We start from the raw sequence: 23977 nt of genomic DNA, 5'->3' as shown, positions 1-23977 counted from the left end.
ATCACCGGTTTATGGCAATTATCACGCAATCGTGCACATTAAATCTCGGTAACGTGAAATCCGGGACGCCCGGTTGGAGCGGATGCGATTGGCCTAACGCAGGCCTTCCATCTCGCGGATGCGACGGGCGCCGTCGGCCTCGAGCTGTCTTGTGACGGCGCCGATCAACGTTTCGGCGACGACGAAAAGTGCCGCCGAAGAATCCCATGCCGACGGCACAGCGGTTCGTCCGGCGATGACATGGCGGGCGAACCGGGCGATAGGCGACAGCCACTGATCGGTGAACAACACGATCTGGACGCCGCGCTGGTGCGCCTTCTCGGCGAAGCGGACGAGACTGTCCTGGTAGCGCCTGATGTCGAAGATCACCAGCACATCGCGCTTGCCCATGTCGATCAGCCGGTCACGCCACATGCTCTCCTGGCCGGCGAGGTGAAAGACATCGGGCTGGATAACGGCGAGATGGGCGGCCATGTAGCGCGCCAGCGGGTCGGTGAAGCGGCCGCCGATCAGAAATGTCTTGCCACGGCGATCGGCAAGCCGCGCCGCGATATCGGCAAGCTGCCTGTCGGAAAGGTGGCGGAAGGTCTCGCGCATATTGTCGAGCGTTGCTTCCAGCATCGGCGAGACCGTACCACCGCCGGGCGAGGGCGGGTTGAGGGTTCGTATCGCCGGCGATTGCAATTGCGCCGCCAGTTCGTCCTGCAAGGTCGACTGGAATTCCGGATAGTTCTGGAAGCCGAGCCGGGCAACGAAGCGCAGGATCGTCGGCGAGGAGACACCGGCCGCGGCCGAGAACTCGGCGACCGTCTTCAGGCCGATCATCGGATAGCTCGCGATCAGCGTCTGGGCCGCGCGCCGTTCGCCGGCCGGCATCGTGCCGATGCGGTCGGCGATCAGTTCGGCAATGCTGGAAATCATGTTTTCCCCCACCCGCTGGCCCTGCCCATGAGATCGCATTTGACAAAGCCGGGCAAACTGTATGAAATCATCCATAGGGACGCAATGAGGCAAAATACGTAACATACGATACAGCGCTCCCCGGGGACGGCAGACTATGGAGAAAGCACGGCCCGCCAGCCTTGCATCGTCTGATACCGTTGGGGTGACCAACCTTGGCGGATCAAGCCCCTTCGTGCTGACCTGCGATCACGCTTCCAATTTCCTGCCCGCCGAATTCGGTATGCTCGGCCTTGCCGTCGAGGACCTGTCCCGCCACATCGCCTGGGATCCCGGCGCGCTGCCGGTTGCGCTGCGCATGGCGCAGGCCCTCGATGCGACGCTGGTCGAAACCCGAATTTCGCGCCTTGTCATCGACTGCAACCGGCCGCTCGATGCGCCGGACCTGGTGTCGCCGGTCAGCGAAACGACGGTCATTCCCGGCAATGCCGGCCTGACCGACAAGCAGCGCGCGGCGCGGGTCGCCCTGTCATGGCAGCCGTTTCATGACGCCATCGAGCGCATCGTCGAGGAACGGCTGGCGCGCGGCCAGGAGACCCGGCTGGTTTCCGTGCATTCCTTCACGCCCGTCTACAAGGGCCGCAACCGGCCCTGGCATATCGGCATCATCCACGATGAGGACCGCAGGCTGGCCTCGCCGCTGATATCGGCGCTCAGGCGGCTTGCCGGCATCACCGTCGGCGTCAACGAACCCTATTCGCCAGCCGACCGCGTCTATTTCACGCTGGAACGGCATGCGCGCTCGCGCGGGCTACCCTGCGCGATGATCGAAATCCGCAACGATGAAATCTCCGGCGAGACCGGGCAGCGGAAATGGGCGGATCTGCTCACCGGCATTTTTTCGGATCTGGAACCAGAGGAGGTCACGCGGCCCAGATCGCATTCAGTCAGAAAGTCAGTCCAATCGGCCAGCTGAAAAACAAACAGGGGACTTCCAATGGCAGCACCGGGTTATACAGACGTTGACAAGGCGGAGGACGTAAAGCACCTCCACAGCATGGGCTATGCCCAGGAACTGGAGCGGCGGCTCAGCCGCTTTTCGAATTTCGCGGTTTCCTTCTCGATCATCTGCATCCTGTCGGGCGGCATCAATTCGCTGGCCCAGGCAACCTCCGGCGCCGGCGGCATCGGCATCGGCATCGGCTGGCTGGTCGGCTGCTTCGTGTCGCTGACCTTTGCCGTTGCCATGTCGCAGATCAGCTCGGCCTATCCGACCGCCGGCGGGCTCTATCACTGGGGCTCGATCCTCGGCAATCGCGGCACCGGCTGGGTGACGGCCTGGCTCAACCTGCTCGGCCTGATCACCGTGCTGGGCGCCATCAATGTCGGCACCTGGACGTTCTTCGTCGGCGCCTTCGGGCCGGCGCTCGGCATCGAGGGTACGCTGAGCAACCAGATGATCTTCCTGGTCATCATCACCGGCGCCCAAGCCTTGATCAACCATCTCGGCATCAAGCTGACGGCGAAGCTGACCGACTTCTCTGGCTACCTGATCTTCTTCGGCTCGATCCTGATCGCGGTCGTCTGCCTGTTCTCCGCCGAGACCTGGGATTTCAGCCGTCTCTTCACCTTCCACAACTATTCGGGCGACGCCGGCGCCGGTGTCTGGCCGTCCGTCTCCAATGCCTGGGTGTTCGCACTTGGCCTCTTGCTGCCGATCTACACGATCACCGGCTACGACGCTTCGGCTCATACCTCCGAGGAAACCATCAAGGCGGCTTCCTCGGTGCCACGCGCCATGGTCATGTCGGTGATCTGGTCGGCCGTTTTCGGCTACCTGTTCCTGGCCGCTTTCGTGCTGATGATCCCGAATATGGACGATGCCGCCAAGCAGGGCTGGAACGTATTCTTCTGGGCCTTCGACCAGCGTGTCAGCCCCGGCCTCAAGGAGTTCGTCTACCTCGTCGTGTTCATCGCGCAGCTTCTGTGCGGTCTCGCCACCGTCACTTCGGCGTCGCGCATGATCTTCGCCTTCTCGCGTGACGGCGGCCTGCCCGGCTCGGCGGCGCTCGCCAAGGTCAGCCCGACCTACCGTACGCCGGTGGCGGCGATCTGGACGGCATCGATCCTGTCGGTGCTGTTCGTCTGGGGCTCGACGCTGGTTTCGGTCGCCGGCACCTCGGCCTACACCATCGTCGTGTCCTGCACCGTCATCTTCCTGTTCCTGTCCTTCACCGTGCCGATCGTGCTCGGCATGCTGGCCTGGGGCACGCCGAAGTGGGACAAGATGGGGCCGTGGAACATGGGGCGCGGCGTGTTCATGCTGTTCGCCTTACTGTCGATCGTATCGATGATCCTGATCTTCATCATCGGCATCCAGCCGCCGAACGACTGGGCGCTCTACATCACCGTCGGCTTCTTCATCCTGACGGCCATCGTGTGGTTCGCCTTCGAACGCAACCGCTTCCAGGGGCCGCCGCTCGGCGACATCATCGCCGCGCGCCAGGCGGCGATCAAGGCGGCGGAACAGGCGGTCGGCGAAACCGGCCACTGATCCCGACCATCAAGGCCATGGCCGGCATCGTGCCGGCCATGGTTTCGTTTATCCCTTTCAACGACCAAGCACTGGAGCGCCAAAGGAATGGCCGGAAATTTCTCGTTCGATCAGTTGAAGAAAGCGGTCTCCAGCGGCGAGATCGACACGGTGCTCGCCTGCATCGTCGACATGCAGGGCCGACTGGCGGGAAAACGGTTCCTGGCGCAGTACTTCGTCGATTCCGCGCATGACGAAACGCATGGCTGCAACTATCTCCTGGCCGCCGACATCGATATGGAGCCGGTGCCCGGCTACAAGGCGGCGAGCTGGTCGAAAGGCTATGGCGATTTCGTCATGAAGCCGGACCTTGCCACGCTGCGGCGCATTCCGTGGCTGGAAAAGACCGCGCTGGTGATCTGTGACGTGCTTGACCACCACACCCATGACGACCTGCCGCATTCGCCGCGTGCGATCCTGAAGAAGCAGGTCAAGCGGCTGCAGGAGCGCGGCTATATCGGCTACTTCGCTTCCGAGCTCGAATTCTATCTGTTCAACGAGACATACGATTCCGCTCGCAAGAAGCACTGGCAGGGCCTCGATACCGCTTCACCCTATATCGGTGACTACCAGATCGGCATCACCACCAAGGAGGAAGGTGTCATGCGCCGGCTTCGCAACGAGATGGAAGCGGCCGGGATCCCGATCGAGAATTCCAAGGGCGAATGGGGCCCGGGCCAGGAAGAGATCAATGTGCGCTATGCCGAAGCGCTCGACATGGCCGACCGGCACGTCATCCTGAAGAACGGCGCCAAGGAGATCGCCGAGTCCGAGGGCAAGGCGATCTCCTTCATGTCCAAGTACAATTACGGGCTCGCCGGCAATTCCAGCCACATCCACAACTCGCTGTGGAGCGCCGACGGCAAGACGCCGCTGTTCTTCGACAAGAAGGCCGACTGGACGCTGTCGACGCTCGGCCAGCAATGGGCGGCCGGGCAACTGAAATATGCCAAGGAATTCACCTGGTTCCTGGCGCCCTACATCAACTCCTACAAGCGCTTCCAGGCCGGCACCTTCGCGCCGACAAAGATCATGTGGAGCGAGGACAACCGCACCGCCGGCTTCCGCCTGTGCGGCGAGGGCACCAAGGGCATCCGCATGGAATGCCGTATCGGCGGCGCCGACCTGAACCCCTATCTCGCCTTCGCGGCGCTGATCGCCGCCGGCCTTGCCGGCATCGATGAGAAGCTGGAGTTGCAGAAGCCTTTCGTCGGCGATGCCTATCAGGCATCTCGCTTGCCGGAGATCCCGAAGACGTTGCGTGACGCCACCGAGACGCTGGCCAAGTCCAAGATGCTGAAGCAGGCGCTCGGCGAGGACGTGCTCGAACATTATGTCCACACGGCAAAATGGGAGCAGTTCGAATACGACCGCCGCATTACGGATTGGGAACTGCACAGAGGGTTCGAGCGGTATTAGGGTAGCAGCCAACGTCTGGCGCTGCCCTCACCCTTCCCCGGTGAGAATGGGAAAGGGTGCGCCAGCCGTTGGAGCGCTTCCCTTCTCCTCGCACTGTACGGGAGAAGGTGCCGGCAGGCGGATGGGGGGTAGCCCCAAGCCATGTGATTTTCGATTGTTGTAAAAGTGCGAGGACTTACAAAATGACCGAAACGGTCAAACTCATTACCCCCATAGACGGCTCGATCTATGCCGAGCGGCCCGTGGCAACGGACCAGGCGATCAATGCCGCTGTCGAGCGCGCCAAGGCGGCGCAGGAGAAATGGGCCGAGACGCCGATCGTCGAGCGCGGAAAGTACATGCTGGCGATGCTCGAAGCGCTGGTGGCGATGACCGACGAGATCGTACCCGAGATCGCCTGGCAGATGGGGCGGCCGGTGCGCTATGGCGGCGAGTTCGGCGGCGTCAAGGAACGCACCAATTACATGGTCGAGATCGCCGAGGCGGCGCTGAAATCCGTGCCGGCATCCAACCCGAAGGACGGCTTTCGGCGTTATGTGAAGAAGGATCCGCTCGGCGTGGTCATGGTGATCGCGCCCTGGAACTATCCCTATCTGACCGCCGTCAACACAATCGTGCCGGCGCTGATGGCCGGCAATGCCGTCATCCTCAAGCATGCGGCGCAGACGCTGCTGGTCGGCGAGCGCTTTCAGCAGGCCTTCGACAAGGCCGGCCTGCCCAAGGGCGTGTTCCAGAATATCGTGCTCAACCATGCCCAGACCGAAAAGCTGCTTGGCTCGGGCAAGATCGACCATGTCAACTTCACCGGTTCCGTCGGCGGCGGCCGTGCGATCGAGAAGGCGGCGGCGGGTACCTTCATGACGCTCGGCCTCGAGCTCGGCGGCAAGGATCCGGCCTATGTGCTGCCCGACGCCAAGATGGATCATGCTGTCGCCAACCTGGTCGACGGCGCCTTCTACAATTCCGGCCAGTGCTGCTGCGGCATCGAGCGCGTCTATGTGCACGAGAAGGTCTATGATGAGTTCGTCGAGGGCTTCATCGCCGAGACCAAGAACTATGTCGTCGGCAATCCGCTGGAGCAGGCGACGACGATGGGGCCGATGGCGCAGGCGCGCTTCGCCGACCTGATCCGCGAGCAGAAGGCCGAAGCGCTGCGCAAGGGCGCCAAGGCGCACATCAACATGAAGGTGGCTAACGACAGGGCGGGCTCGCCCTATCTGGCGCCGGAGGTGCTGACCGATGTCGACCATCAGATGAGCGTCATGCGCGAGGAAAGCTTTGGCCCGATCGTCGGCATCATGAAGGTGCGCAACGACGAGGAGGCGATAGCGCTGATGAACGACAGCCCCTATGGGCTGACGGCCTCGATCTGGACCAGGGATACCGAGCATGCGGTGGCGATCGGCAACCGCGTCGAGACCGGCACTGTGTTCATGAACCGCTGCGACTATCTCGATCCGGCCCTGGTCTGGACCGGCGTCAAGGACACCGGCAAGGGTGCGGCACTGTCAGCCATCGGCTACGACAATCTGACCCGGCCGAAATCCTTCCACCTGCGCGAAGCCATCTGATTTTTCGAAAGACAAGCAATGTCCAAGCTGATTTCCAAATGGAACTACCCCACCACCGTCCGCTTCGGCGCCGGGCGCATCAAGGAATTGCCGGAGGTCTTGGCGGCCACCGGTATCAAGCGGCCGCTCTTCGTCACTGATCCTGGCCTTGCGAAACTGCCGGTCGTCGCCTCGACGCTGAAGATTCTCGACGATGCCAAGGTGCCCTACGGCGTCTTTTCGGAGGTGAGGCCGAACCCGGTCGAGTCCAACCTCACCGCCGGCATTGCCGTCTTCAAGAAGGGCAAGCATGACGGTGTCATCGCCTTCGGCGGCGGCTCGGCGCTCGATCTCGGCAAGCTGATCGCCTTCCAGGCGGGCCAGACGCGGCCGGTGTGGGATTTCGAGGATGTCGGCGACTGGTGGACGCGCGCCAACTCCGACGCCATCGCTCCGATCATCGCGGTGCCGACCACGGCTGGTACCGGATCGGAAGTCGGCCGCGCCGGCGTCATCACCAATGAGGAGACGCATACCAAGAAGGTCATCTTCCATCCGAAGCTGCTGCCGGCGATCGTGATCGCCGATCCGGAGCTATCGGTCGGCATGCCGGGCTTCATCACCGCCGGCACCGGCATGGATGCGCTTGCCCACTGCCTCGAAGCCTATTGTGCGCCGGGCTACCATCCGATGGCCGACGGCATCGCGGTGGAAGGCATTCGCCTGGTGTTCGAGAACCTGCCGAAAGCCTTCGCCAACGGCAAGGACCTCGTTGCGCGCGCCCATATGATGAGTGCGGCCGCCATGGGTGCCACCGCTTTCCAGAAGGGGCTGGGCGCCATCCACGCGCTGTCGCATCCGGTCGGTGCGCTCTACGATACCCATCACGGCATGACCAATGCCGTGTTCATGCCCTACGTGCTCGCCTTCAATCGCAACTCCATCGAGGAGCGTATTGCCCGGCTCGCCGCCTATTGCGGTATCAAGGGCGGCTTCGATGGCTTTGCCAAGGCCATCATCAAGCTGCGCAAGGAGTTGAAGGTGCCGCACGCGCTGCCGGGCCTGATAAAGGGGCTCGACATGGACAAGAAGCGCAAGGCGCTGATCGCGGACATGGCGGTGGTCGATCCGACGGCCGGCGGCAACCCGGTCAAGCTGACCAAGAAGGCGGCGCTGACGCTGCTGGAAAACGCTATCGCCGGCACGATCTGACGGCGTATGACTGCCAGAAAATTGATCTGGAAAATCAGGGCAAACCAAGGGGGAAGGATGAGATGCAAGGCAGAAAGTGATTAGCCGGAAAAATAAGTGACGGCTAATTGCTACAGTCGGTTAAAAAGAGTTAACTTTTTCTGCTGCCGGCCAAGGGTTTCACAAAGCTTTCATCTGGCTGTCACATGAAAACGATACCGCATCGCAGGCGTTCAACAGCGTCAGTTCAACGGAGAGAACACATGTTCAAATTCACGGGGAAGGTGCTTTCCCTTTCGGCCGCGACCCTTATGGTGTCGTCGGTGATTTCGTCCGCGGCTTCGCTGGACGATCTCGTCAAGGCCGCGAAGGCCGAGGGCCAGCTCACCACCATCGCGCTGCCGCATGACTGGTGCGGCTACGGCGACGTCATCGCCGGCTTCAAGGCGAAGTATCCGGAAATCACCATCAACGAACTCAACCCCGATGCCGGTTCCGGCGACGAGGTCGAGGCGATCAAGGCCAACAAGGACAACAAGGGTCCGCAGGCTCCCGACGTCATCGACGTTGGCCTGTCCTTCGGCCCGACCGCCAAGGCCGACGGCCTGCTGCTGCCTTACAAGGTGTCGACCTGGGACTCGATCCCGGACAGCGCCAAGGATGCCGATGGCGCCTGGTATGGTGACTATTACGGCGTTCTTTCGTTCATGGTGAACAAAGACCTGGTCAAGGAATCGCCCAAGGACTGGGCCGATCTCCTGAAGCCGGAATTCGCCAATTCGGTGGCGCTTGCCGGTGATCCGCGCGCTTCCAACCAGGCCATCCAGGCCGTCTACGCCGCCGGCCTTTCCGGTGGCGCGGCTGCTGGTGAAGCCGCCGGCACCGCTGGCCTCGACTTCTTCAAGAAGCTCAACGCCGCCGGCAATTTCGTTCCGGTCGTCGGCAAGCCGGCAACGCTCGCCCAGGGCCAGACCCCGATCCTGATCAACTGGGATTACAATGCGCTTGCCGGCCGCGATACGCTGAAGGGCAACCCGCCCGTCGACGTCATCGTGCCGAAGACCGGCGTGGTCGCCGGTGTCTACGTGCAGGCGATCAGCGCGTATGCGCCGCATCCGAACGCAGCGAAGCTGTGGATGGAATATCTCTATTCCGACGAAGGCCAGATCGGCTGGCTGAAGGGCTATTGCCACCCGATCCGCTTCAACGATCTCGCCAAGAACGGCAAGATCCCCGCGGACGTGCTGGCAAAGCTGCCGCCGGCTGAATCCTATGCCTCGGCCGCGTTCCCGACGCTCGACGAGCAGGGCAAGGCCAAGGAAGCGATCAGCAAGAACTGGGACGCCGTTGTCGGCGCCAACGTCAAGTAAGACTTGAAATCCACCGGGCGGCCGCGAGGCCGCCCGGCTTTCCCTCGAAGACGGTAGCCGGCGCATGACCGATCTTACGCTTTCAAATCAGGCACTTGCCACCAAACCCGCGCCGCCGAACGAGGCGACCGCCTTCCGCCTGCCGACGCAATGGATCGGCGTGGCGCCTTTCTTCATCTTTGCCCTGATGTTCCTGATCCTGCCCACGCTCTATCTCGTGCTGGGCGCGTTTCAACGCGGTGACGGCTCCTTCACCCTGGACAACATCCTGCAGCTGGTGACCGACCCGTCGATCAGCGCCTCCTATTGGGTTTCGATCAAGATCAGTTTCTGGTCGGCCATCATCGGCGCCTTTGCCGGCCTCGCAATAGCCATCGCGATCGTGCGCGGCGGACTGCCAAGCTGGACGCGCTCCGCAACCCTGACTTTTTCGGGCGTCGCGTCGAATTTCGCAGGCTTGCCGCTGGCGTTCGCGTTCCTGGCAACGCTTGGCCGCGTCGGCATCGTCACCACGCTTTTGCGTGACGTCCTCAATATCAACATCTATGCGATGGGCTTCAATTTCCTCACCACGTCGGGCCTGATCGCGGTCTATCTGTTCTTCCAGATTCCGCTGATGGTGGTCATCATCGTGCCGGCCATCGACGGATTGAAGAAGGAATGGGGCGAGGCGGCCGCCACGCTCGGCGCCACGCAGGCGCAGTATTGGCGCATGGTGGTCATCCCGGTTATATGGCCGAGCTTCCTCGGTACGGTCATCCTGTTGTTCGCGAACGCCTTCGGCGCCATCGCCACGGCTTACGCGTTTGCCGGTCCGGCGCTCAACATCGTTCCCATCAAGCTCTATTCGCAGATCAATGGTGACGTGCTGCACAATCCGCAGCTTGGCTATGCCATCGCCTTCGGCATGATCGTCATCACGGGTTTGGCCAACGTCTTCTACATCTGGTTCCGGACACGCTCCGAAAGGTGGCTCAAATGAAGTCGGGTAAGTTCTGGGCCTGGGTCATCTTCATTGTCGGGGCCGCGTACTTCTTCATTCCGCTGATGGCGACGGTCGAGTTCTCGTTGCGCATGCGCCGCGGCGTTCATTCCTTCGACGCCTATCGGATCGTGCTCGGCGACGCGCGCTTCCAGTCGACCTTCCTGTATTCGGTGATCGCGGCCGTCTTCACCATCATACTCGGTGTGCTGATCGTTGTGCCGGCGGCCTATTGGATCCGGCTGCGTCTGCCGCAGCTCAGGCCGATCGTCGAGTTCATCACCTTGCTGCCGCTGGTCATTCCGGCCATCGTCATCGTCTTCGGCTATATCAGGATGTACGGCTCGAATTCGCCGCTGCCGTTCCTGGGAAGCAATATGGGTGCGAACGCCCTGCTGGTCATCGGTTATGCAACGCTGTCACTGCCTTACATGTACCGCGCCGTCGACACCGGGCTGCGCACCATCGATGTGCGCACGTTGACGGAAGCGGCTCAGATCCTGGGTGCCGGCTGGGGCACGATCATTGGCCGGGTCATCCTGCCCAATGTTCTGATTGCCGTGCTGTCGGGCGCCTTCCTCACCTTTGCCATCGTCATCGGCGAGTTCACCATGGCGAGCCTGCTCAACCGCCCGGCCTTTGGTCCCTATCTGCAGAATATCGGCGCCAACCGTGCTTATGAGCCCGCGGCCCTTGCCATCATCGCCTTCGCCATTACCTGGGGCTGCATGTCGCTCATCCAGATACTGTCCCGCTTCGCGCCGAAATCGGCTAACCGACCGAACTGACCTGAGAGAAAAAGCCATGGCCGAGCCATTCCTGTCCATCCAGCATGTGCGAAAGTCCTACGGTTCCAACACCGTGGTCCAGGATTTCAGCCTTGACGTCGAGCCGGGCGAATTCGTTTCGTTCCTCGGACCGTCCGGTTGCGGCAAGACGACGGTGCTGCGCATGGTCGCCGGCTTCGAGGAGCCCTCGGCCGGCAAGATCGTCGTTGCCGGCAAGGACATTACGCGGCTGAAGCCCAACCAGCGCAACGTCGGCATGGTGTTCCAGGCCTACGCGCTGTTCCCGAACCTGACCGTGGCACAGAACATCGCTTTCGGGCTGAAGGTCGCCGGCATGTCGAAGGCCGATGCCGACAAGCGCGTCGCCGAGATGCTCGACATGATCAAGCTGCCCCAGATGGCTGACCGCTATCCCTACCAGCTCTCAGGCGGCCAGCAGCAGCGCATCGCGCTGGCGCGCGCGATCGCGCCGAAACCGAAGCTGCTTTTGCTCGACGAGCCGCTGTCGGCGCTGGATGCCAAGGTGCGCGTGTCGCTGCGCGAGGAAATACGCTCCATCCAGAAGAAGCTCGGCATAACCACCATCTTCGTCACCCATGACCAGGAGGAAGCGCTGTCGATCTCCGACCGCATCGCCGTCATGTATGGCGGCAAGGCCGAGCAGGTCGGCACGCCGTTCGAGATCTACAACCGGCCGGCAACCAAGTTCGTGGCAAATTTCGTCGGCACGCTCAACGTGCTCGAAGGCAAGGTCACCGACGCCGCGGCCGGCACGGTTCAGGTCAACACGCAGGAAGTCTCGCTCAAGGGCAAGCTCAACGGCTCGAAGTCGGGCGACACGCTGTCGCTGGCGCTGCGGCCGGAAGCGATTTCGCTCGGCCGCCAGCCCGGCCGCGATTCCAGTCTGTCCGGCGAGATTTCCGAAGTGCACTTCCTCGGCTCGGTAATCCGGGTTCGTGTCGGCATTGGCGGCAACACGGTGTCGCTCGATACGTTCAACAGTCCGGCCACACCGCCGCCCGCCGTTGGCGAAAAGGCCGAGATTTCGTTCTCGTCGGGGGATATGCTGGTCCTTCATTGAAATTTCGCTGAGCGCCGACCTCAAGCCGGCGCAATGAACGGCTGCGATATCTCCTGAAAGACCGCCAAGGCTTCCATTTGCTTGGCGTGCGCGTCGAGGGCTGGGAAATCGGCCAGCGACACTAGGCCTGGATGCGCCTCGCCGATAAAACGCAGCACCGCGGCGACCACGATATCGGCATGACCGATATGGTCGCCGAACCAATACGCTGTCGGACGTTCGGCCCGTTCGGCCTCCAGCTCGGCGAGCACCGCCTCGATCTGCATGCGGCAGCGCCCGACCCAGACATGGGAAATCTTCTCGTGCAGCCGCTTCTCGTAGAACAGGCTGACCGCCTTGTCGCCGAGCCCGGTAGCCAGAGCTGACACTTTCAGCGCCTGATGACGCATCGGCTCGCTCACCGGAAACATCCTGCGATCGGCCGGAACAAGGCTGTCGAGATAGTCGAGTATCACATGGCTTTCGATCAGCACCTCGCCATTGTCCAGCACCAGGGTCGGCACCCGCGTCAGCGGATTGTAGGGACGGATCTTCTCGGCATCGCCGAAGGCCGACCACGGACGGTGCTCGAAGGAGATGCCATACAGGATCAGCGCGATGCCGACGCGGCGCACGAAAGGCGAGTCATATTGGCCGATGAGGATCATACCGGTCTTTTAATCGGGAGGTGGTTTGAAGCCTACTGCCAGAGGGCTTGAGTTTGATGGCCAATCCACCGCATCCTGCAGGCATATCCGCGCCGGCAATCCCGTCTCACGGAAGCACCGCTCATGGCTCTTTTCGAACTGACGCTTGTCCTGCTTTTGACGGCGGTCGCGCTGACGGCGCTGTCGCGGCGGCTGGAGATTCCCTATCCGTCGCTGCTGGCCTTGGCCGGGGTTGCGATTGCCTTCGTGCCTGGTGCGCCAATGATCGAGATCGATCCGGAACTGGCGCTTGCGCTATTCATCGCGCCGGTGCTTCTCGACGCCGCCTATGACACCTCGCTGCGCGACCTGAAGCGCTACAGGCTGTCGCTGGTGCTGCTGGCGCTTGGCGCCGTTGTCTTCACCACTGTCGTCGTTGCCTTCGTCGGCTGGAAGATGGCCGGCCTGCCAATAGCGGCGGCGATCGCGCTCGGCGCCATCGTCGCGCCGCCGGACGCGGTGGCGGCATCCGCCGTACTGGGGCAATTCAAGGTGCCGCACCGCATCACCGCCATCCTGCAGGGCGAGAGCCTGCTCAACGATGCCACGGCCCTCCTGATCTACCGGCTGGCCGTTTCGGCGGCGCTCGGCTCGATCATGCTGAGCAACGCCATTCCGACGATCTTGCTGTCGACCATTGGCAGCCTGGTGGGGGGATATGTGCTTGGTCGCTTCTCGCTGCTGACGCTTACCCGCATCGAGGATGCGGCGAGCAGCACCGTGGTGCAGTTCGCCGGAACATTCGGCGTGTGGATCCTGGCCGACAGGCTCGGTCTTTCCGCCATCATCACCATCGTCGTCTACGCGATCACCATCGCGCGCCGGGCGCCGCGCCGCATATCGGCGAGACGCCGCGTCAGCACCTATTCGGTCTGGGAGTCGGCGGTGTTCGTGCTCAACGTGCTGGCTTTCGTGCTGATGGGCCTGCAGGCGCGTTCGATCGTTGGCCGGCTCTCCGGCGAAGGGCAGGGCGAAGCCTTTCTCTTTGCCGCGACGGTGCTGGTTGTCGTGATTGTGGCACGCCTGGTCTGGGTGGCGAGTTACGTTGCCATCATCCGATGGTTCGCCCGCTTCGGCGGCGAAGACGGGAGGCCGGACGTGCCGACGTTTCGCGGCGCGGTGCTCATCGGCTGGTGCGGCATGCGCGGGCTTGTGACGCTGGTGGTGGCCATTGCCCTGCCGGCCGGTTTTCCCGGCCGCGATCCGATCGTGCTTGCCGCCTTCGCTGTGGTTCTGGGCACGCTGGTGCTGCAGGGCATGAGCCTGAAACCCCTGCTGCGGATACTCAACTTCGAACGGGATACCACGATAGACCGCGAGGTGGCCCAGGCACGCGTGGCCATCATGCAGGCAGCACTCGACGTGTTGAGCCGCAAGAATTCGGCTGCGGCGGCTGTCGTGCGAGAGCAGTACGAGGCCCAACGCGTTATCGCGGAAAACCCGGAGGACGCACAGGCGGCAACCGAATATGACCGGTTGCGCCTCTATGCCATCAATCGCCAGCGCGACACGCTGGAGGAGTTGCGCCGCAACGGCACGATCGGCGACGAGGCCTATCATCGGCTGGAGGAAGAGATCGACTGGGCGGAACTGGCGGCGTCGCCGGCGGGCCGGTTCCAGCCGCTGACGACGGATTAGGCCTCAGAAAGGGTTCTAACGCTTGATGCTATGGCTACCAGCAATTCTCTGTGGCGGGCGGCATAGCTCGCCTAAGTTATGGTGCCGATGATGATCTATCAGGCCGACTCGTGGTGTTACCTCAATTTGGAGAATCCAGTTTGCGCCTGGGCCGCATACCGTGGCGTGCTCGTGCAGGCGCCTGCCGAACCCGGCTTTCTATCCGTATGGATGGCCACGATGTTGGCCGCGAACTCCCGCGAGCGCGCGTCGCGAGAGTTTGCCTTGGAGCGTGTCCGCGCCGCTCGATTCCCCCAGGCCGTCTCTAGGCTACGAGGCATGTATGTCTTTGTTGATCGTCGAAGCGCGGAACTAGCAAGTTCATGGGGCGGATCGTTTACCGCCGAAAATCTGACTGAGCTCAGTCTTGCAGAAGCAACCACATCGGGCATTCAGCACGATGCCAACTGGATTAGCTTTCCTGATGAACAGAACTGGATGGAGAGATATTGGTCCGGTAAGCCTCACCCTAGACACGAGCCGATCTGGGAGGTTCTGGTTGAGGGCAAACTCCTTCTTTTGGGAACAAATCTCCGCAATAGAGCTTTCGACGTTGTAAGTGCCGGGTTTCCTGACGCGATAGTGCTGTTAGAGACAGCCCGACTTGCAGCATGGATCGGCTCTAACCTGGGAAACGTAGCGGCATACCTGGAAGCAACCCCTCAGGAAGTGTCTCTTCAGTATCTTATAGACATGCGAGACTCTGGTAATCCGAAGTTTCAGAAAGAAATAGTCAAGCTAAGGGATAGTGGTCATCCGATAAATTGGAAAGCAATTCAGCCACTTATTGCTCGCGGATCCTTCGTGACACCTGATTTTGGCCCGTATGGTTTTGTCCGGCCATCAGTAGAAATGGCTTATCTCGCTGATTATCGGTGACACAAATCCCCTGTTCGTTGCCAGACTCTTAGGTGACAAGACATTCCCGGATGTGTTGAGGCTGCCTGTTCCCAACCGTGCAATGGCTTCAATTTCGTTGTGAGTATCGAGCTTAACTACCTCAGTCTGGCCAGTTACCGGAGCCATGTCTGACCGAAGTTACGGAAAAGGATTCCACGCACCGTTTTTCGGCGCATGGGGGACAACGACCTGCAAAGGTATCGGTGCATGATCTCGCACAGCAGGCGCAGGGGAGGTTTCTGGCACAAGCCGCTTCCATTCTCCTGCACATTGCAACCAATCCACCGAACCGCTACTGCCATCACCGAAAGTGAGCCGGATAAGCAATGAAGCTGGTCAGCTACAACATCCAGTACGGGTTCGGCGGCGACGGGCGCTACGATCTTTCGCGCGCGGCGCGGGTCGTCGACGGCGCCGACATCATTGCGCTTCAGGAGGTCGAACGCCACTGGCAGCGCAGCAATTTCGACGACCAGCCGGAACTGCTGTCGCGCCTGCTGCCCGGTTATCACTGGGTTTACGGGCCGGCCTTCGACATGGATGCCAGCGAGCGGCGCGATGGCCGCCTGATCAACCGGCGCCGGCAGTTCGGCACCATGGTGCTGTCAAGGCTGCCGATCGTCTGGTCGCGGCTGCATGCACTGCCGATGCGCCGCACGCTGCGGCCGCTCAACACCCGCAACGCGGCACTCGAATGCATGATCCGCACGCCCGCCGGCCCGGTGCGGGTGTTTTCCCTGCATCTCGCCCATATCGCCGCGGAAGAGCGGCTTGAACAGATCGACTATCTGCTAGCCGAGCATCGCCGCGCACCGTCTGACGGCGGGCCGTGGAGCGGCGCTGATGACGAACCTTCGCGCAACTGGACCAGCGGCGAGGCCGAGCCGGAAAATCCGTTGGCGGCGATCTGGATGGGCGATTTCAATATGGAGCCGGGCAGCGGCGAATACCGCCGCATCGTCGGCAGCACGCCCTATCATCGCGGTGCCGCCTATCTCGACGGCTTCGTCGATGCGGCTTCCGTTGCCAGCGAACCGGCGGCGGATTTCCACACGCATGAGAAGATCATCGACGGCAGATTGGCAAAGCGCCGGCTCGACCATTGTTTCGTCGGCGGGGTGTTCGCCGGACGGGTGCGCTCGGTGGGATCCGACATAGGCGAGGTGGCGTCCGACCACTTCCCGGTCCGGATCGATATCGATCTCGAGACGCCCTTCGGCTTGGGAGGTCGATAGACCTGAAATGACGCTTTTCGTCTTCTTCGCGGTGCTTGCCGCCGCTGCCATGCACGCGATCTGGAACGCGCTGGTCAAGGTCCATCTCGACCGCTTCCTGTCGATCACGCTGATGACGCTCGGCATGGGTGCCGCCGCACTCGTGGTGCTGCCCTTCGTCGAAGTGCCGAAGGCCGAGGTGTGGCCCTACATCATCGCCTCGGTCATCTTCCACATGGGCTACCGCACCTTCCTGATCGGCGCCTACCAGGCCGGCGATTTCGCCCAGACCTATCCTCTGGCGCGCGGCACGGCACCTCTGCTGGCCGCGATTGGCGGCATGTTCGTCGTCGCCGAAGTGCCCGCGCCGCTCGCCATTGTCGGAATCCTGCTTTTGTCGGCCGGCACGCTGGTGATGTCGTTCCGCGGCGGCGCACATCTGGAGAAGCTCAATCTGCGCGCGGTCGGTTTTGCCTTCGGCACCTCGGTCTTCATCGCCAGCTACACGTTGTCCGACGGCAGCGGCGCGCGGCTGGCGGCAACGGCGCAGAGCTACGCCGCCTGGCTGTTCATCTGCGATGCTTTTGGCGCGCTGGTGCTGTGCCTGATTTTTCGTGGCCCTAAGGCGCTTCCCGTTCTGGCGCGCGACTGGAAGACCGGGCTGTTCACCGGCGTGCTCAGCGGTGCGGCCTACTGGATCGTGATGTGGGCGATGACCAAGGCGCCCATCGCCTCGGTGGCGTCGCTGCGCGAGACCTCGATCCTGTTCGCCATGATGATCTCGGTCTACGCGCTCGGCGAGAAGATGACGGGCTGGCGCGGCGCGGCCGCGCTCAGCATTGTCGCCGGTGTCATCGCCCTCAGACTGGGCTAGCCCTCGTCAACTCAGCACCGTCATCACCTGGCCGCGTCGTTCCGGACTGAAGCGGATGACGACGATGATGCAGACGGCGACCACGCCGGCGAAAAGCGCCAGCGCGTAGCCGTAGCTGCCGCCGGCCGCCTCGGCGATTCCCGCCTGGTACGGGCCGCCGTAGGAGGCGGCAAGATTACCGGCCTGATAGATGAAGCCGGGCAAGGTCGCGCGGACCGCACCCGGTGACAGTTCGTTGAGATGAACCGGGATGACGCCCCAGGCGCCCTGGACCGCGACCTGCATGACGAAGGCGCCGATGGCCAGCATGAAGGGGGTGGTGCTGTAGGCCCAGAGCGGGATCGACGGTAGGGCGATCAGGCAAGCGAGCGTGATGGCGTTGACGCGGCCGATCTTCTCGGACAGCGCGCCAAACGCCAGGCCGCCGACAATGGCGCCGAGATTGGCGACGATGGTGATCCAGCTCACGGTGTGCGGGTCGAAGCCGTGCTGCTTCTTCAGGAAGGTCGGGTAGAGATCCTGCGTGCCATGGCTGAAGAAGTTGAAGAACATCATCAGGACGACGGCATAGAGCGCGACACCCCAGTGCTTCTGCAGCGTTTCCAGCAGCCCCGGCTTCACCGATTTCCGCGCCTCGACGAAGGCGGGCGATTCCGGCACGTGCGAGCGGATGAAGAGCACGATCAGCGCCGGCACGAAGGAGAGCAGGAACATGGCGCGCCAGCCGATCGTATAGCCGCCGATGGTCTGCTGATAAAGCAGGCCATAGACCACCGCCGCCAGCAGGTAGCCTGCCGGATAGCCGCATTGCAGGATGCCCGACACCATGCCGCGGGCACTCGGCGGGATGGATTCCATGGCGAGCGAACTGCCGAGCCCCCATTCGCCGCCCATGGCAATGCCGAACAGAGCGCGCAGCGCCAGGAAAATGCCGAGATTGGGTGAGAAGGCGGCGAGCGCGCCGATCACCGAATAGCTGACGATGTTGAGCATGAGCATGGGTTTGCGCCCATATTTATCGGCGAGCATGCCAAAGAAGAACGCGCCGATGAAGCGCGTCGCCAAGGTCAGGAACAGTGCCTTTGAGACTGCCGGGACATCTGTGTGGAATTCACTCGCAATATCGGTGAGCAGGAATGTCAGAAGGAAGAAATCAAAAGCGTCGAGCGTCCAGCCCAGGAATGAGGCCAGAACGGTTTTCTTCTGCTCGGCAGTGAGATTCAAGACGTCCTCCTTTGGTGCCCCCAAAGGAACGATATGTCGCCCCGCTCGCAAAAGAGAACAGCGATCAGCCGGCTTTCGGAGAACCGGCGGTCACTTTTTCGTAAGATCGAGATCGAAGACCATCAATCCATCGGTGCCGCCTTCGAGTGCGGCGACCAGTCTTGCGCCCGCGCGCTGGTGCGCCTCATGCACGAGATAGGCGTCGCGCGCGGCGGCATCGCGGAAGTCGATGGTGAAGCCATGATTGAAGCCGCGCGCGAAAGGTTCCGGGCTGACATTGGCGCTGAAGTGGACGGTGTCCATGCCGTCGATCACCTGTCGCAGCGCTTCCAGGTCGGCATGGATCGCCGCGCGCTCGCTGTCGGGGACATCATCGCGAAACCTGACGAACACACAGTGCCTGATCATTTTCTTTCCTTTCAAGCAGCCCGGTTTCCGGAAAACACAGCCGGTGGCAGCGGTTCGCGACCGAGGATCAGGTCGGCGCCCTTTTCGCCCACCATGATCGTCGGTGCATTGGTGTTGGAGGAGGGCACGCGCGGCATCACCGAGGCGTCGCAGACGCGCAAGGCTTCGATACCGCGCAGCCGCAGGTCCGGTGTCACCACGGCCATGTCATCATGGCCCATGCGGCAGGTGCCGACAGGATGGTGATCGGTCTTCGAGGTGCGGCAGGCATAGTCGACCAGCTCGTCATCGCTGGCTAGCGACGGGCCGGGCAGCACTTCGCGCAGCACGTAGGGGGCAAGCGCCTTCTGCCGCATGATCTCGCGCGCCAGCCGGAGCCCCTTGAGCGACATGGCCCGATCATAGGGATCGGACCAGTAGTTCGGGTCGATCAGCGGATGGTCGGCCGGGTCGGCGCTCTTCAGCCGCACAGTGCCGCGCGAGCGCGGCCGCAGGAAGGCCGAGTTCAAGGTGACACCGGGGTTGTTCAGCTTCTCGACGCCGGCCTCGATGCCCGAGCCCAGGCCGAGATGGAACTGGATGTCGGGCGAGGCGGCGGTCGGGTCGGCGTACCAGAAGCCGCCGGTTTCGAACAGGCTGGAAGCCACCGGCCCCTTCTTGAGCAGCAGGTACTGCAGGCCGGCCCAGGCCGTGCGGTGCAGCTTGGCGTAGTTGTCGTAAGTATGGTCGCCGGTGCACTCGGCGATGACGAACAGATCGAGATGGTCCTGCATGTTGGAGCCGACGCCGGGCAGGTCGTGCATCGGCGTGACGCCGACCGATTTCAGATGATCGGCCGGACCGATGCCCGATTGCATCAACAGTTTCGGCGAGCCGATGGCGCCGGACGAGACGATCACCTCGCGATCGGCGCGCAGGATTTTCTTCTCGCCCCCCGGTTTGTCGACGATCTCGACGCCAATGGCGCGGCCCTTCTCGACGACGATGCGGGTCACCAGCACGTCGGTTCGGACGGTGAGGTTCTCGCGCGCGCGGATCGGCTTGAGATAGGCGACCGAAGCGGATGAGCGCCGGGCGTCCTTCTGCGTCAGCTGGTAATAGCCGACGCCTTCCTGGGCAGCGCCGTTGAAATCCGGATTGAAGGGAATACCCATCTCCTGGCCGGCGCGGAAATAGGCCTCGCAGATCGGCAGCGGCGAGATCGGATTCGAAACACCAAGCGGCCCCTGGTCGCCATGGAAATCGTTGGCGTAGCGCTGGTTGTTCTCGGCGCGTTTGAAGTAGGGCAGCACATCGCGATAGCCCCAGCCGGCGAGGCCCTCTTCCTTCTCCCAGGCGTCGTAGTCGCGGGCGTTGCCGCGCGTGTAGATCTGGGCGTTGATGGAGGAGCCGCCGCCGACCACCTTGGCTTGCGTGTACCAGAAGACGCGGTCCTTCATGTTTTTCTGCGGCACTGTCGACCAGCCCCAGGACGCGATGCCCTTGGTCATCTTGGCGAAGCCCGCCGGCATATGGATGTAGGGATGCCAGTCCTTGCCGCCGGCTTCGAGCAGCAGCACCGAATTCGCCGGATCCTCGCTCAACCGGTTGGCCAGAACGCAGCCGGCCGGGCCGGCGCCCACGATGATGTAATCGGTCATGTCTTTTCCACTTACAATCGCGGCACGGAGAGCGCGCCATCGACATTGATGATCGAGCCCGTCGAAAAGCCAAGCTTGCCCGTGGCAAGCGTCGCCACCACCGAGCCGATGTCGGATGCCTCGCCCCAGCGTTTGGCCGGCACCAGTCCGCCCTCGATCAAGGCATCGTATCTGGCGGTCACGCCTGCCGTCATGTCGGTGCGGATGATGCCCGGCCGCAGCTCGAACACACCGATGTTCTCCGGGGCAAGCCTGAGCGCCAGGTTCTTCACCCACATGGAAAGGCCGGCCTTGGAGATGCAGTAGTCGGAGCGTTCCGGCGAGGCCATGTCAGCGCTGACCGAGGTAATGGTGATGATCGATCTTGTGTCGTCGCCGGGTTTGGCCAACATCGCTTTGGCGACGACCTGGCTGAGAAATACGGTGCCGCGCAGGTTGATGCCGAGCGTATGGTCGAAATTCGCCGGTTTCAGCTCCAGCAGGTCGCCGCGCACCACGGCACCGACGCCTGCATTGTTGACGAGACAGTCGATGCGGCCGAAGGCACGCAACGTGGCGTCGACGAGTGCGCTGTGACTGGCAAGATCGGCGATATCACAGCGAACATAGGCGAATTTCGCGCCGCGTGCCGTGATGTCGGTAGCCAGATCGTCCGGCGCCTGTTCGGCCAGATCGGCGACCAGGATGTCGAAGCCGGCATCGGCCAGCGCCTGGGCACAGGCAAGGCCAATGCCGCGCGCGCCGCCGGTGACGATGGCCGCAGGGCGGGTCATGCAGCAAGCTCGCTCTTGCGGATATGCTCGGCCACCCGCAGCGCCTGGGCGGCGATCGACAGTGCCGGATTCACGGCAGCCGAGTTGGGCAAAAAGCTGGCATCGACGACGAACAGGTTCTGGTGGTCGAACGATCGGCAGAACGGATCGAGCGGCGCGGTCGCCGGATCGTCGCCCATCTTGACCGTGCCGCACTGGTGCGACGGCGTGCGCTTGTCGAAGGGGCGCGACAGCACGATGGGATAACCGCAGGCGCGGAAGTTTTCGCGCATCACCTTGGTCAGCCCGTCGAGCGACTGCATGTTGGAGCGCCGCCACTGCATGACGATGTCCTTGCCGTCGACCATGATGCGGCTTTCCGGATCGGGCAGGTCTTCGCACATCAAATACCAGTCGACGGCATGGCCGGCCATGTACTCGAGCGCGAATTTCGGCATCGTCTTCACATTGGCCTTGAGCATGTTGCCGTCGATCTTGCCGAGCAGCTGGACGTTGCCGAGCGGCTTGCCGCCCTTGCCGTCGGAGAGATAATAGTCGTTCAGCATCAGCGTCTTCTGGTAGACGGCATCGTTCCTGCGGCGCGGGTCGATGGCCAGCATGGCACTGGAATTGTGGTTCATGAAATTGCGGCCGACCTGGTCGGAGAGGTTGGCGAGGCCCTTGCCATCCGGTGAAGGCGAGCGCAGCAGGATGACGGCGGAATTGACCGCGCCGGCGGACAGGATGACCAGTTTTGGCGTGACTTTCTTCGCCTCGCCATTCTGCCGGTAATGGATCGCGGCGACGTTTTTGCCGTCGGGTGCTGCCTCGAGATACTCGACGTAGCAGCCGGTCTCGAGCCGGATGTTGCTGTCCTTCAACGCTGCGGCGAGCGGTGCCGTCTGGGCGTCCATCTTGCCCTGACCGGTGTTTGGAAAAGCGTCCCAGCCGGTTCTGCCTTCTTTCAGCCAGGTGTCGATGTCGACGCCGAGCGGCAGCGAGGCCGGATGCAGGCCCAGCCCCTTGAGTTCGGCGCGGGCGCGCGCGATCGGTGCTTCGTCGGGCACCGGCTTGTAGGCGTAGGGGATCGAGTGGAACGGCTCGGTCGGGTCTTCCGCCAGCGTGCCGCGCACACGAAAGAGCTGCTCTGCCTTCGAATACCAGGGCTCGAACTCGTCATAGGAAAATGGCCATGCCGGCGAGACGCCGCCGAAATGCTCCATGGCGGAGAAGTCTTCCTTGCGGTAGCGGATCAGCACCGCCCCGTAGAACTTCGAATTGCCACCGACATAATAGTAATTGCCAGGATTGAATGCGGCTCCGCCGGCTTCGCGCCACATCTCCTTCGGCCGGTAGTGGCCGTCGACGAAGATGGCGCGCGTGTCGCGCGCATGCGGCGTTGCCGGCAAGGGCTCGCCGCGCTCCAGCATCAGGATCGAGGCGCCGCTGCCGGCCAGACCGGAGGCGATCGTGGCGCCGCCGATGCCGGAGCCGATGATGACGATGTCCGGATTCGTCATGGCCTAAATCGCGTCCTGACGCGCTTTGGGTTTTTGTTTTGATGCATGTCGTTGCCCCAAAACCGGATCCACTTTTGGGCGACACACATTAGCGGATGCGGTTCTCGGTCGCCGGATCGAAGAACACCGCCTTGGTCAGGTTGAAGGCTAGTGGCGTGTTGGTGCCGGGCTGGATGTTGGCGTCGGCGCGCAGACGCGCGACCACGCCCTTGCCGCCGAGGTTGGTGACGGCGAATGTGTCCGAGCCCGCCGGTTCGACAACCTCGATATGGCAGTCGGCGGTGGCGATATGCGAGGCGTTGCGCTCCGCACCCTCCGGATCGGTCAGGGCCTCCGGCCGGACGCCGAAGATGACCGGCTTGCCCTTGAACGCCGACAGCCCGGCTGGCGCATTGGCCATCGGCAGAGTGATCGGCTGACGCGCCTCGCGCTGCAGCACGACGGACAGCGCATTGCCGTTGGTGCCGATCGTCGCCGGGATGAGGTTCATCGCCGGCGAGCCCATGAAGTCGGCGACGAAGACATTGCCCGGATTGTTGTAGATTTCGGCCGGCGTGCCGAATTGCTGCACCTCGCCGTCGCGCATCACGGCGATCTTGGTGGCCAGCGTCATCGCCTCGATCTGGTCGTGGGTGACGTAGACGATGGTTGTGCCTGTCGTGGCGTGGAGGCGCTTGATCTCGATGCGCATGTCGACGCGCAGCTTGGCGTCGAGGTTGGACAGCGGCTCGTCGAACAGGAACAGTTTGGGGTCGCGCACCAGCGCCCGGCCCATGGCGACACGCTGGCGCTGGCCGCCCGAAAGCTGGCTTGGCTTGCGCTGCAGGAGATGGCCGATCTGCAGGACCTTGGCCACCTTGTCGATCGCCTTCTGGCGCTCGTCGGCGGGCACGCCGCGCATTTCCATGCCGAAGGAGATGTTCCCGGCCACCGTCATGTTCGGGTAGAGCGCATAGCTCTGGAACACCATGGCGATGTCGCGCTTGGACGGGTGCAGATCGTTGATGGCGCGGCCGTCGACACGGATCTCGCCCTCCGTGATCTGCTCCAGGCCGGCGATGGTGTTGAGCAGAGTGGACTTGCCGCAACCTGACGGGCCGACCAGCACCAGGAAGCCACCCTTTTCGAGTTCGACATTGATGCCCTTCAGGATCTCAACATTTCCGAAGCGCTTCTTCAGCCCATCAATTTCCAGAAAAGCCATGGTC

At 62.6% G+C, this 23977-nt stretch carries 21 protein-coding genes; 13 read left to right on the top strand and 8 right to left on the bottom strand.

All coding sequences use genetic code 11. From position 1 onward, the window contains the following. Positions 1 to 93: 93 nt before the first annotated feature. Positions 94 to 921 (bottom strand): MurR/RpiR family transcriptional regulator, encoded by an 828-nt coding sequence (locus tag AC1VON_RS32425; RefSeq protein WP_483126110.1) that lies wholly within the window; start codon positions 919 to 921, stop codon positions 94 to 96. A gap of 136 nt (positions 922 to 1057) precedes the next feature. On the opposite strand from AC1VON_RS32425, the gene AC1VON_RS32420 reads away from it, so the two are divergent. The 9 genes from AC1VON_RS32420 to AC1VON_RS32380 all read left to right on the top strand — a co-directional run bounded on the left by AC1VON_RS32420 (position 1058) and on the right by AC1VON_RS32380 (position 11874). Then, entirely contained in the window at positions 1058 to 1876 is an 819-nt protein-coding gene (locus tag AC1VON_RS32420) for an N-formylglutamate amidohydrolase (protein ID WP_483126109.1), read from the top strand. 21 nt (positions 1877 to 1897) lie between these two features. Then, on the top strand, positions 1898 to 3454 hold the full coding sequence (locus AC1VON_RS32415; protein ID WP_483126108.1) for an amino acid permease: 1557 nt from the start codon (positions 1898 to 1900) through the stop codon (positions 3452 to 3454). Between the two features lie 87 nt (positions 3455 to 3541). After that, a complete protein-coding gene (locus tag AC1VON_RS32410; protein ID WP_056577936.1) occupies positions 3542 to 4912 on the top strand; it encodes a glutamine synthetase family protein in 1371 nt (456 codons plus the stop codon). 182 nt (positions 4913 to 5094) lie between these two features. Further along, entirely contained in the window at positions 5095 to 6483 is a 1389-nt protein-coding gene (locus AC1VON_RS32405) for an aldehyde dehydrogenase family protein (protein ID WP_483126107.1), read from the top strand. An 18-nt stretch (positions 6484 to 6501) separates the two neighbouring features. Next, complete coding sequence (locus AC1VON_RS32400; RefSeq protein WP_483126106.1) at positions 6502 to 7674, top strand: iron-containing alcohol dehydrogenase; 1173 nt, start codon at positions 6502 to 6504, stop codon at positions 7672 to 7674. 242 nt (positions 7675 to 7916) lie between these two features. Beyond that, complete coding sequence (locus tag AC1VON_RS32395) at positions 7917 to 9023, top strand: ABC transporter substrate-binding protein (protein WP_172348665.1); 1107 nt, start codon at positions 7917 to 7919, stop codon at positions 9021 to 9023. Between the two features lie 64 nt (positions 9024 to 9087). Next, the gene (locus AC1VON_RS32390) at positions 9088 to 10005 is read left to right on the top strand and encodes an ABC transporter permease (RefSeq protein ID WP_445299303.1); all 918 of its coding nucleotides are present in this window, start codon (positions 9088 to 9090) and stop codon (positions 10003 to 10005) included. After that, entirely contained in the window at positions 10002 to 10793 is a 792-nt protein-coding gene (locus AC1VON_RS32385) for an ABC transporter permease (RefSeq protein ID WP_172348666.1), read from the top strand. Before AC1VON_RS32390 ends, AC1VON_RS32385 begins: the two co-directional genes overlap by 4 nt. Positions 10794 to 10809: 16 nt before the next feature. Continuing rightward, positions 10810 to 11874 carry an ABC transporter ATP-binding protein gene (locus tag AC1VON_RS32380; protein WP_056577610.1) on the top strand — a complete coding sequence of 355 codons (1065 nt, stop codon included), beginning with the start codon at positions 10810 to 10812 and terminating at the stop codon, positions 11872 to 11874. A gap of 20 nt (positions 11875 to 11894) precedes the next feature. Here AC1VON_RS32380 and AC1VON_RS32375 read toward each other — a convergent pair whose 3' ends face one another. Next, on the bottom strand, positions 11895 to 12521 hold the full coding sequence (locus AC1VON_RS32375; protein WP_483126105.1) for a glutathione S-transferase family protein: 627 nt from the start codon (positions 12519 to 12521) through the stop codon (positions 11895 to 11897). A gap of 123 nt (positions 12522 to 12644) precedes the next feature. Between AC1VON_RS32375 and AC1VON_RS32370 the strand changes: the two genes are divergently transcribed. The 4 genes from AC1VON_RS32370 (at position 12645) to AC1VON_RS32355 (ending at position 17225) form a co-directional block, all read left to right on the top strand. After that, positions 12645 to 14198 (top strand): cation:proton antiporter, encoded by a 1554-nt coding sequence (locus AC1VON_RS32370; RefSeq protein WP_483126104.1) that lies wholly within the window; start codon positions 12645 to 12647, stop codon positions 14196 to 14198. 90 nt (positions 14199 to 14288) lie between these two features. Further along, on the top strand, positions 14289 to 15116 hold the full coding sequence (locus AC1VON_RS32365; protein ID WP_483126103.1) for a hypothetical protein: 828 nt from the start codon (positions 14289 to 14291) through the stop codon (positions 15114 to 15116). 347 nt (positions 15117 to 15463) lie between these two features. Further along, positions 15464 to 16372 carry an endonuclease/exonuclease/phosphatase family protein gene (locus tag AC1VON_RS32360; RefSeq protein WP_483126102.1) on the top strand — a complete coding sequence of 303 codons (909 nt, stop codon included), beginning with the start codon at positions 15464 to 15466 and terminating at the stop codon, positions 16370 to 16372. Between the two features lie 7 nt (positions 16373 to 16379). Continuing rightward, a complete protein-coding gene (locus AC1VON_RS32355; protein ID WP_202325961.1) occupies positions 16380 to 17225 on the top strand; it encodes an EamA family transporter in 846 nt (281 codons plus the stop codon). A gap of 6 nt (positions 17226 to 17231) precedes the next feature. Here the strand turns inward: AC1VON_RS32355 and AC1VON_RS32350 are convergent, their stop codons facing one another. The 6 genes from AC1VON_RS32350 to AC1VON_RS32325 all read right to left on the bottom strand — a co-directional run bounded on the left by AC1VON_RS32350 (position 17232) and on the right by AC1VON_RS32325 (position 23973). Continuing rightward, entirely contained in the window at positions 17232 to 18449 is a 1218-nt protein-coding gene (locus AC1VON_RS32350) for an MFS transporter (RefSeq protein WP_483126101.1), read from the bottom strand. Between the two features lie 90 nt (positions 18450 to 18539). Further along, on the bottom strand, positions 18540 to 18857 hold the full coding sequence (locus AC1VON_RS32345) for a Dabb family protein (RefSeq protein ID WP_172348672.1): 318 nt from the start codon (positions 18855 to 18857) through the stop codon (positions 18540 to 18542). Positions 18858 to 18868: 11 nt separating this feature from the next. Beyond that, entirely contained in the window at positions 18869 to 20497 is a 1629-nt protein-coding gene (locus AC1VON_RS32340) for a GMC family oxidoreductase (RefSeq protein WP_483126100.1), read from the bottom strand. 11 nt (positions 20498 to 20508) lie between these two features. Next, entirely contained in the window at positions 20509 to 21270 is a 762-nt protein-coding gene (locus AC1VON_RS32335) for a 3-ketoacyl-ACP reductase (RefSeq protein WP_483126099.1), read from the bottom strand. Next, positions 21267 to 22769: an FAD-dependent oxidoreductase gene (locus tag AC1VON_RS32330; RefSeq protein WP_483126098.1), complete on the bottom strand. Its 1503-nt coding sequence runs from the start codon at positions 22767 to 22769 to the stop codon at positions 21267 to 21269. Before AC1VON_RS32330 ends, AC1VON_RS32335 begins: the two co-directional genes overlap by 4 nt. A gap of 88 nt (positions 22770 to 22857) precedes the next feature. Next, positions 22858 to 23973, bottom strand: coding sequence for an ABC transporter ATP-binding protein (locus AC1VON_RS32325; protein WP_483126097.1), 1116 nt, complete (start codon positions 23971 to 23973; stop codon positions 22858 to 22860). Positions 23974 to 23977: the final 4 nt, after the last annotated feature.

The organism is Mesorhizobium sp. HAY1-8B, from assembly GCF_056868045.1.
This window is presented reverse-complemented; position numbering and strand designations above follow the sequence as displayed.

Excerpts from the sequence above, each read along its gene's own strand:
- AC1VON_RS32370 (WP_483126104.1), top strand. The coding sequence starts at position 12,645 with ATGGCTCTTTTCGAACTGACGCTTGTCCTGCTTTTGACGGCGGTCGCG.
- AC1VON_RS32425 (WP_483126110.1), bottom strand. The coding sequence starts at position 921 with ATGATTTCCAGCATTGCCGAACTGATCGCCGACCGCATCGGCACGATG.
- AC1VON_RS32355 (WP_202325961.1), top strand. The coding sequence starts at position 16,380 with ATGACGCTTTTCGTCTTCTTCGCGGTGCTTGCCGCCGCTGCCATGCAC.
- AC1VON_RS32375 (WP_483126105.1), bottom strand. The coding sequence starts at position 12,521 with ATGATCCTCATCGGCCAATATGACTCGCCTTTCGTGCGCCGCGTCGGC.
- AC1VON_RS32335 (WP_483126099.1), bottom strand. The coding sequence starts at position 21,270 with ATGACCCGCCCTGCGGCCATCGTCACCGGCGGCGCGCGCGGCATTGGC.
- AC1VON_RS32415 (WP_483126108.1), top strand. The coding sequence starts at position 1,898 with ATGGCAGCACCGGGTTATACAGACGTTGACAAGGCGGAGGACGTAAAG.
- AC1VON_RS32345 (WP_172348672.1), bottom strand. The coding sequence starts at position 18,857 with ATGATCAGGCACTGTGTGTTCGTCAGGTTTCGCGATGATGTCCCCGAC.
- AC1VON_RS32340 (WP_483126100.1), bottom strand. The coding sequence starts at position 20,497 with ATGACCGATTACATCATCGTGGGCGCCGGCCCGGCCGGCTGCGTTCTG.
- AC1VON_RS32395 (WP_172348665.1), top strand. The coding sequence starts at position 7,917 with ATGTTCAAATTCACGGGGAAGGTGCTTTCCCTTTCGGCCGCGACCCTT.
- AC1VON_RS32400 (WP_483126106.1), top strand. The coding sequence starts at position 6,502 with ATGTCCAAGCTGATTTCCAAATGGAACTACCCCACCACCGTCCGCTTC.
- AC1VON_RS32325 (WP_483126097.1), bottom strand. The coding sequence starts at position 23,973 with ATGGCTTTTCTGGAAATTGATGGGCTGAAGAAGCGCTTCGGAAATGTT.
- AC1VON_RS32330 (WP_483126098.1), bottom strand. The coding sequence starts at position 22,769 with ATGACGAATCCGGACATCGTCATCATCGGCTCCGGCATCGGCGGCGCC.
- AC1VON_RS32390 (WP_445299303.1), top strand. The coding sequence starts at position 9,088 with ATGACCGATCTTACGCTTTCAAATCAGGCACTTGCCACCAAACCCGCG.
- AC1VON_RS32365 (WP_483126103.1), top strand. The coding sequence starts at position 14,289 with ATGATCTATCAGGCCGACTCGTGGTGTTACCTCAATTTGGAGAATCCA.
- AC1VON_RS32360 (WP_483126102.1), top strand. The coding sequence starts at position 15,464 with ATGAAGCTGGTCAGCTACAACATCCAGTACGGGTTCGGCGGCGACGGG.
- AC1VON_RS32410 (WP_056577936.1), top strand. The coding sequence starts at position 3,542 with ATGGCCGGAAATTTCTCGTTCGATCAGTTGAAGAAAGCGGTCTCCAGC.
- AC1VON_RS32405 (WP_483126107.1), top strand. The coding sequence starts at position 5,095 with ATGACCGAAACGGTCAAACTCATTACCCCCATAGACGGCTCGATCTAT.
- AC1VON_RS32380 (WP_056577610.1), top strand. The coding sequence starts at position 10,810 with ATGGCCGAGCCATTCCTGTCCATCCAGCATGTGCGAAAGTCCTACGGT.
- AC1VON_RS32385 (WP_172348666.1), top strand. The coding sequence starts at position 10,002 with ATGAAGTCGGGTAAGTTCTGGGCCTGGGTCATCTTCATTGTCGGGGCC.
- AC1VON_RS32420 (WP_483126109.1), top strand. The coding sequence starts at position 1,058 with ATGGAGAAAGCACGGCCCGCCAGCCTTGCATCGTCTGATACCGTTGGG.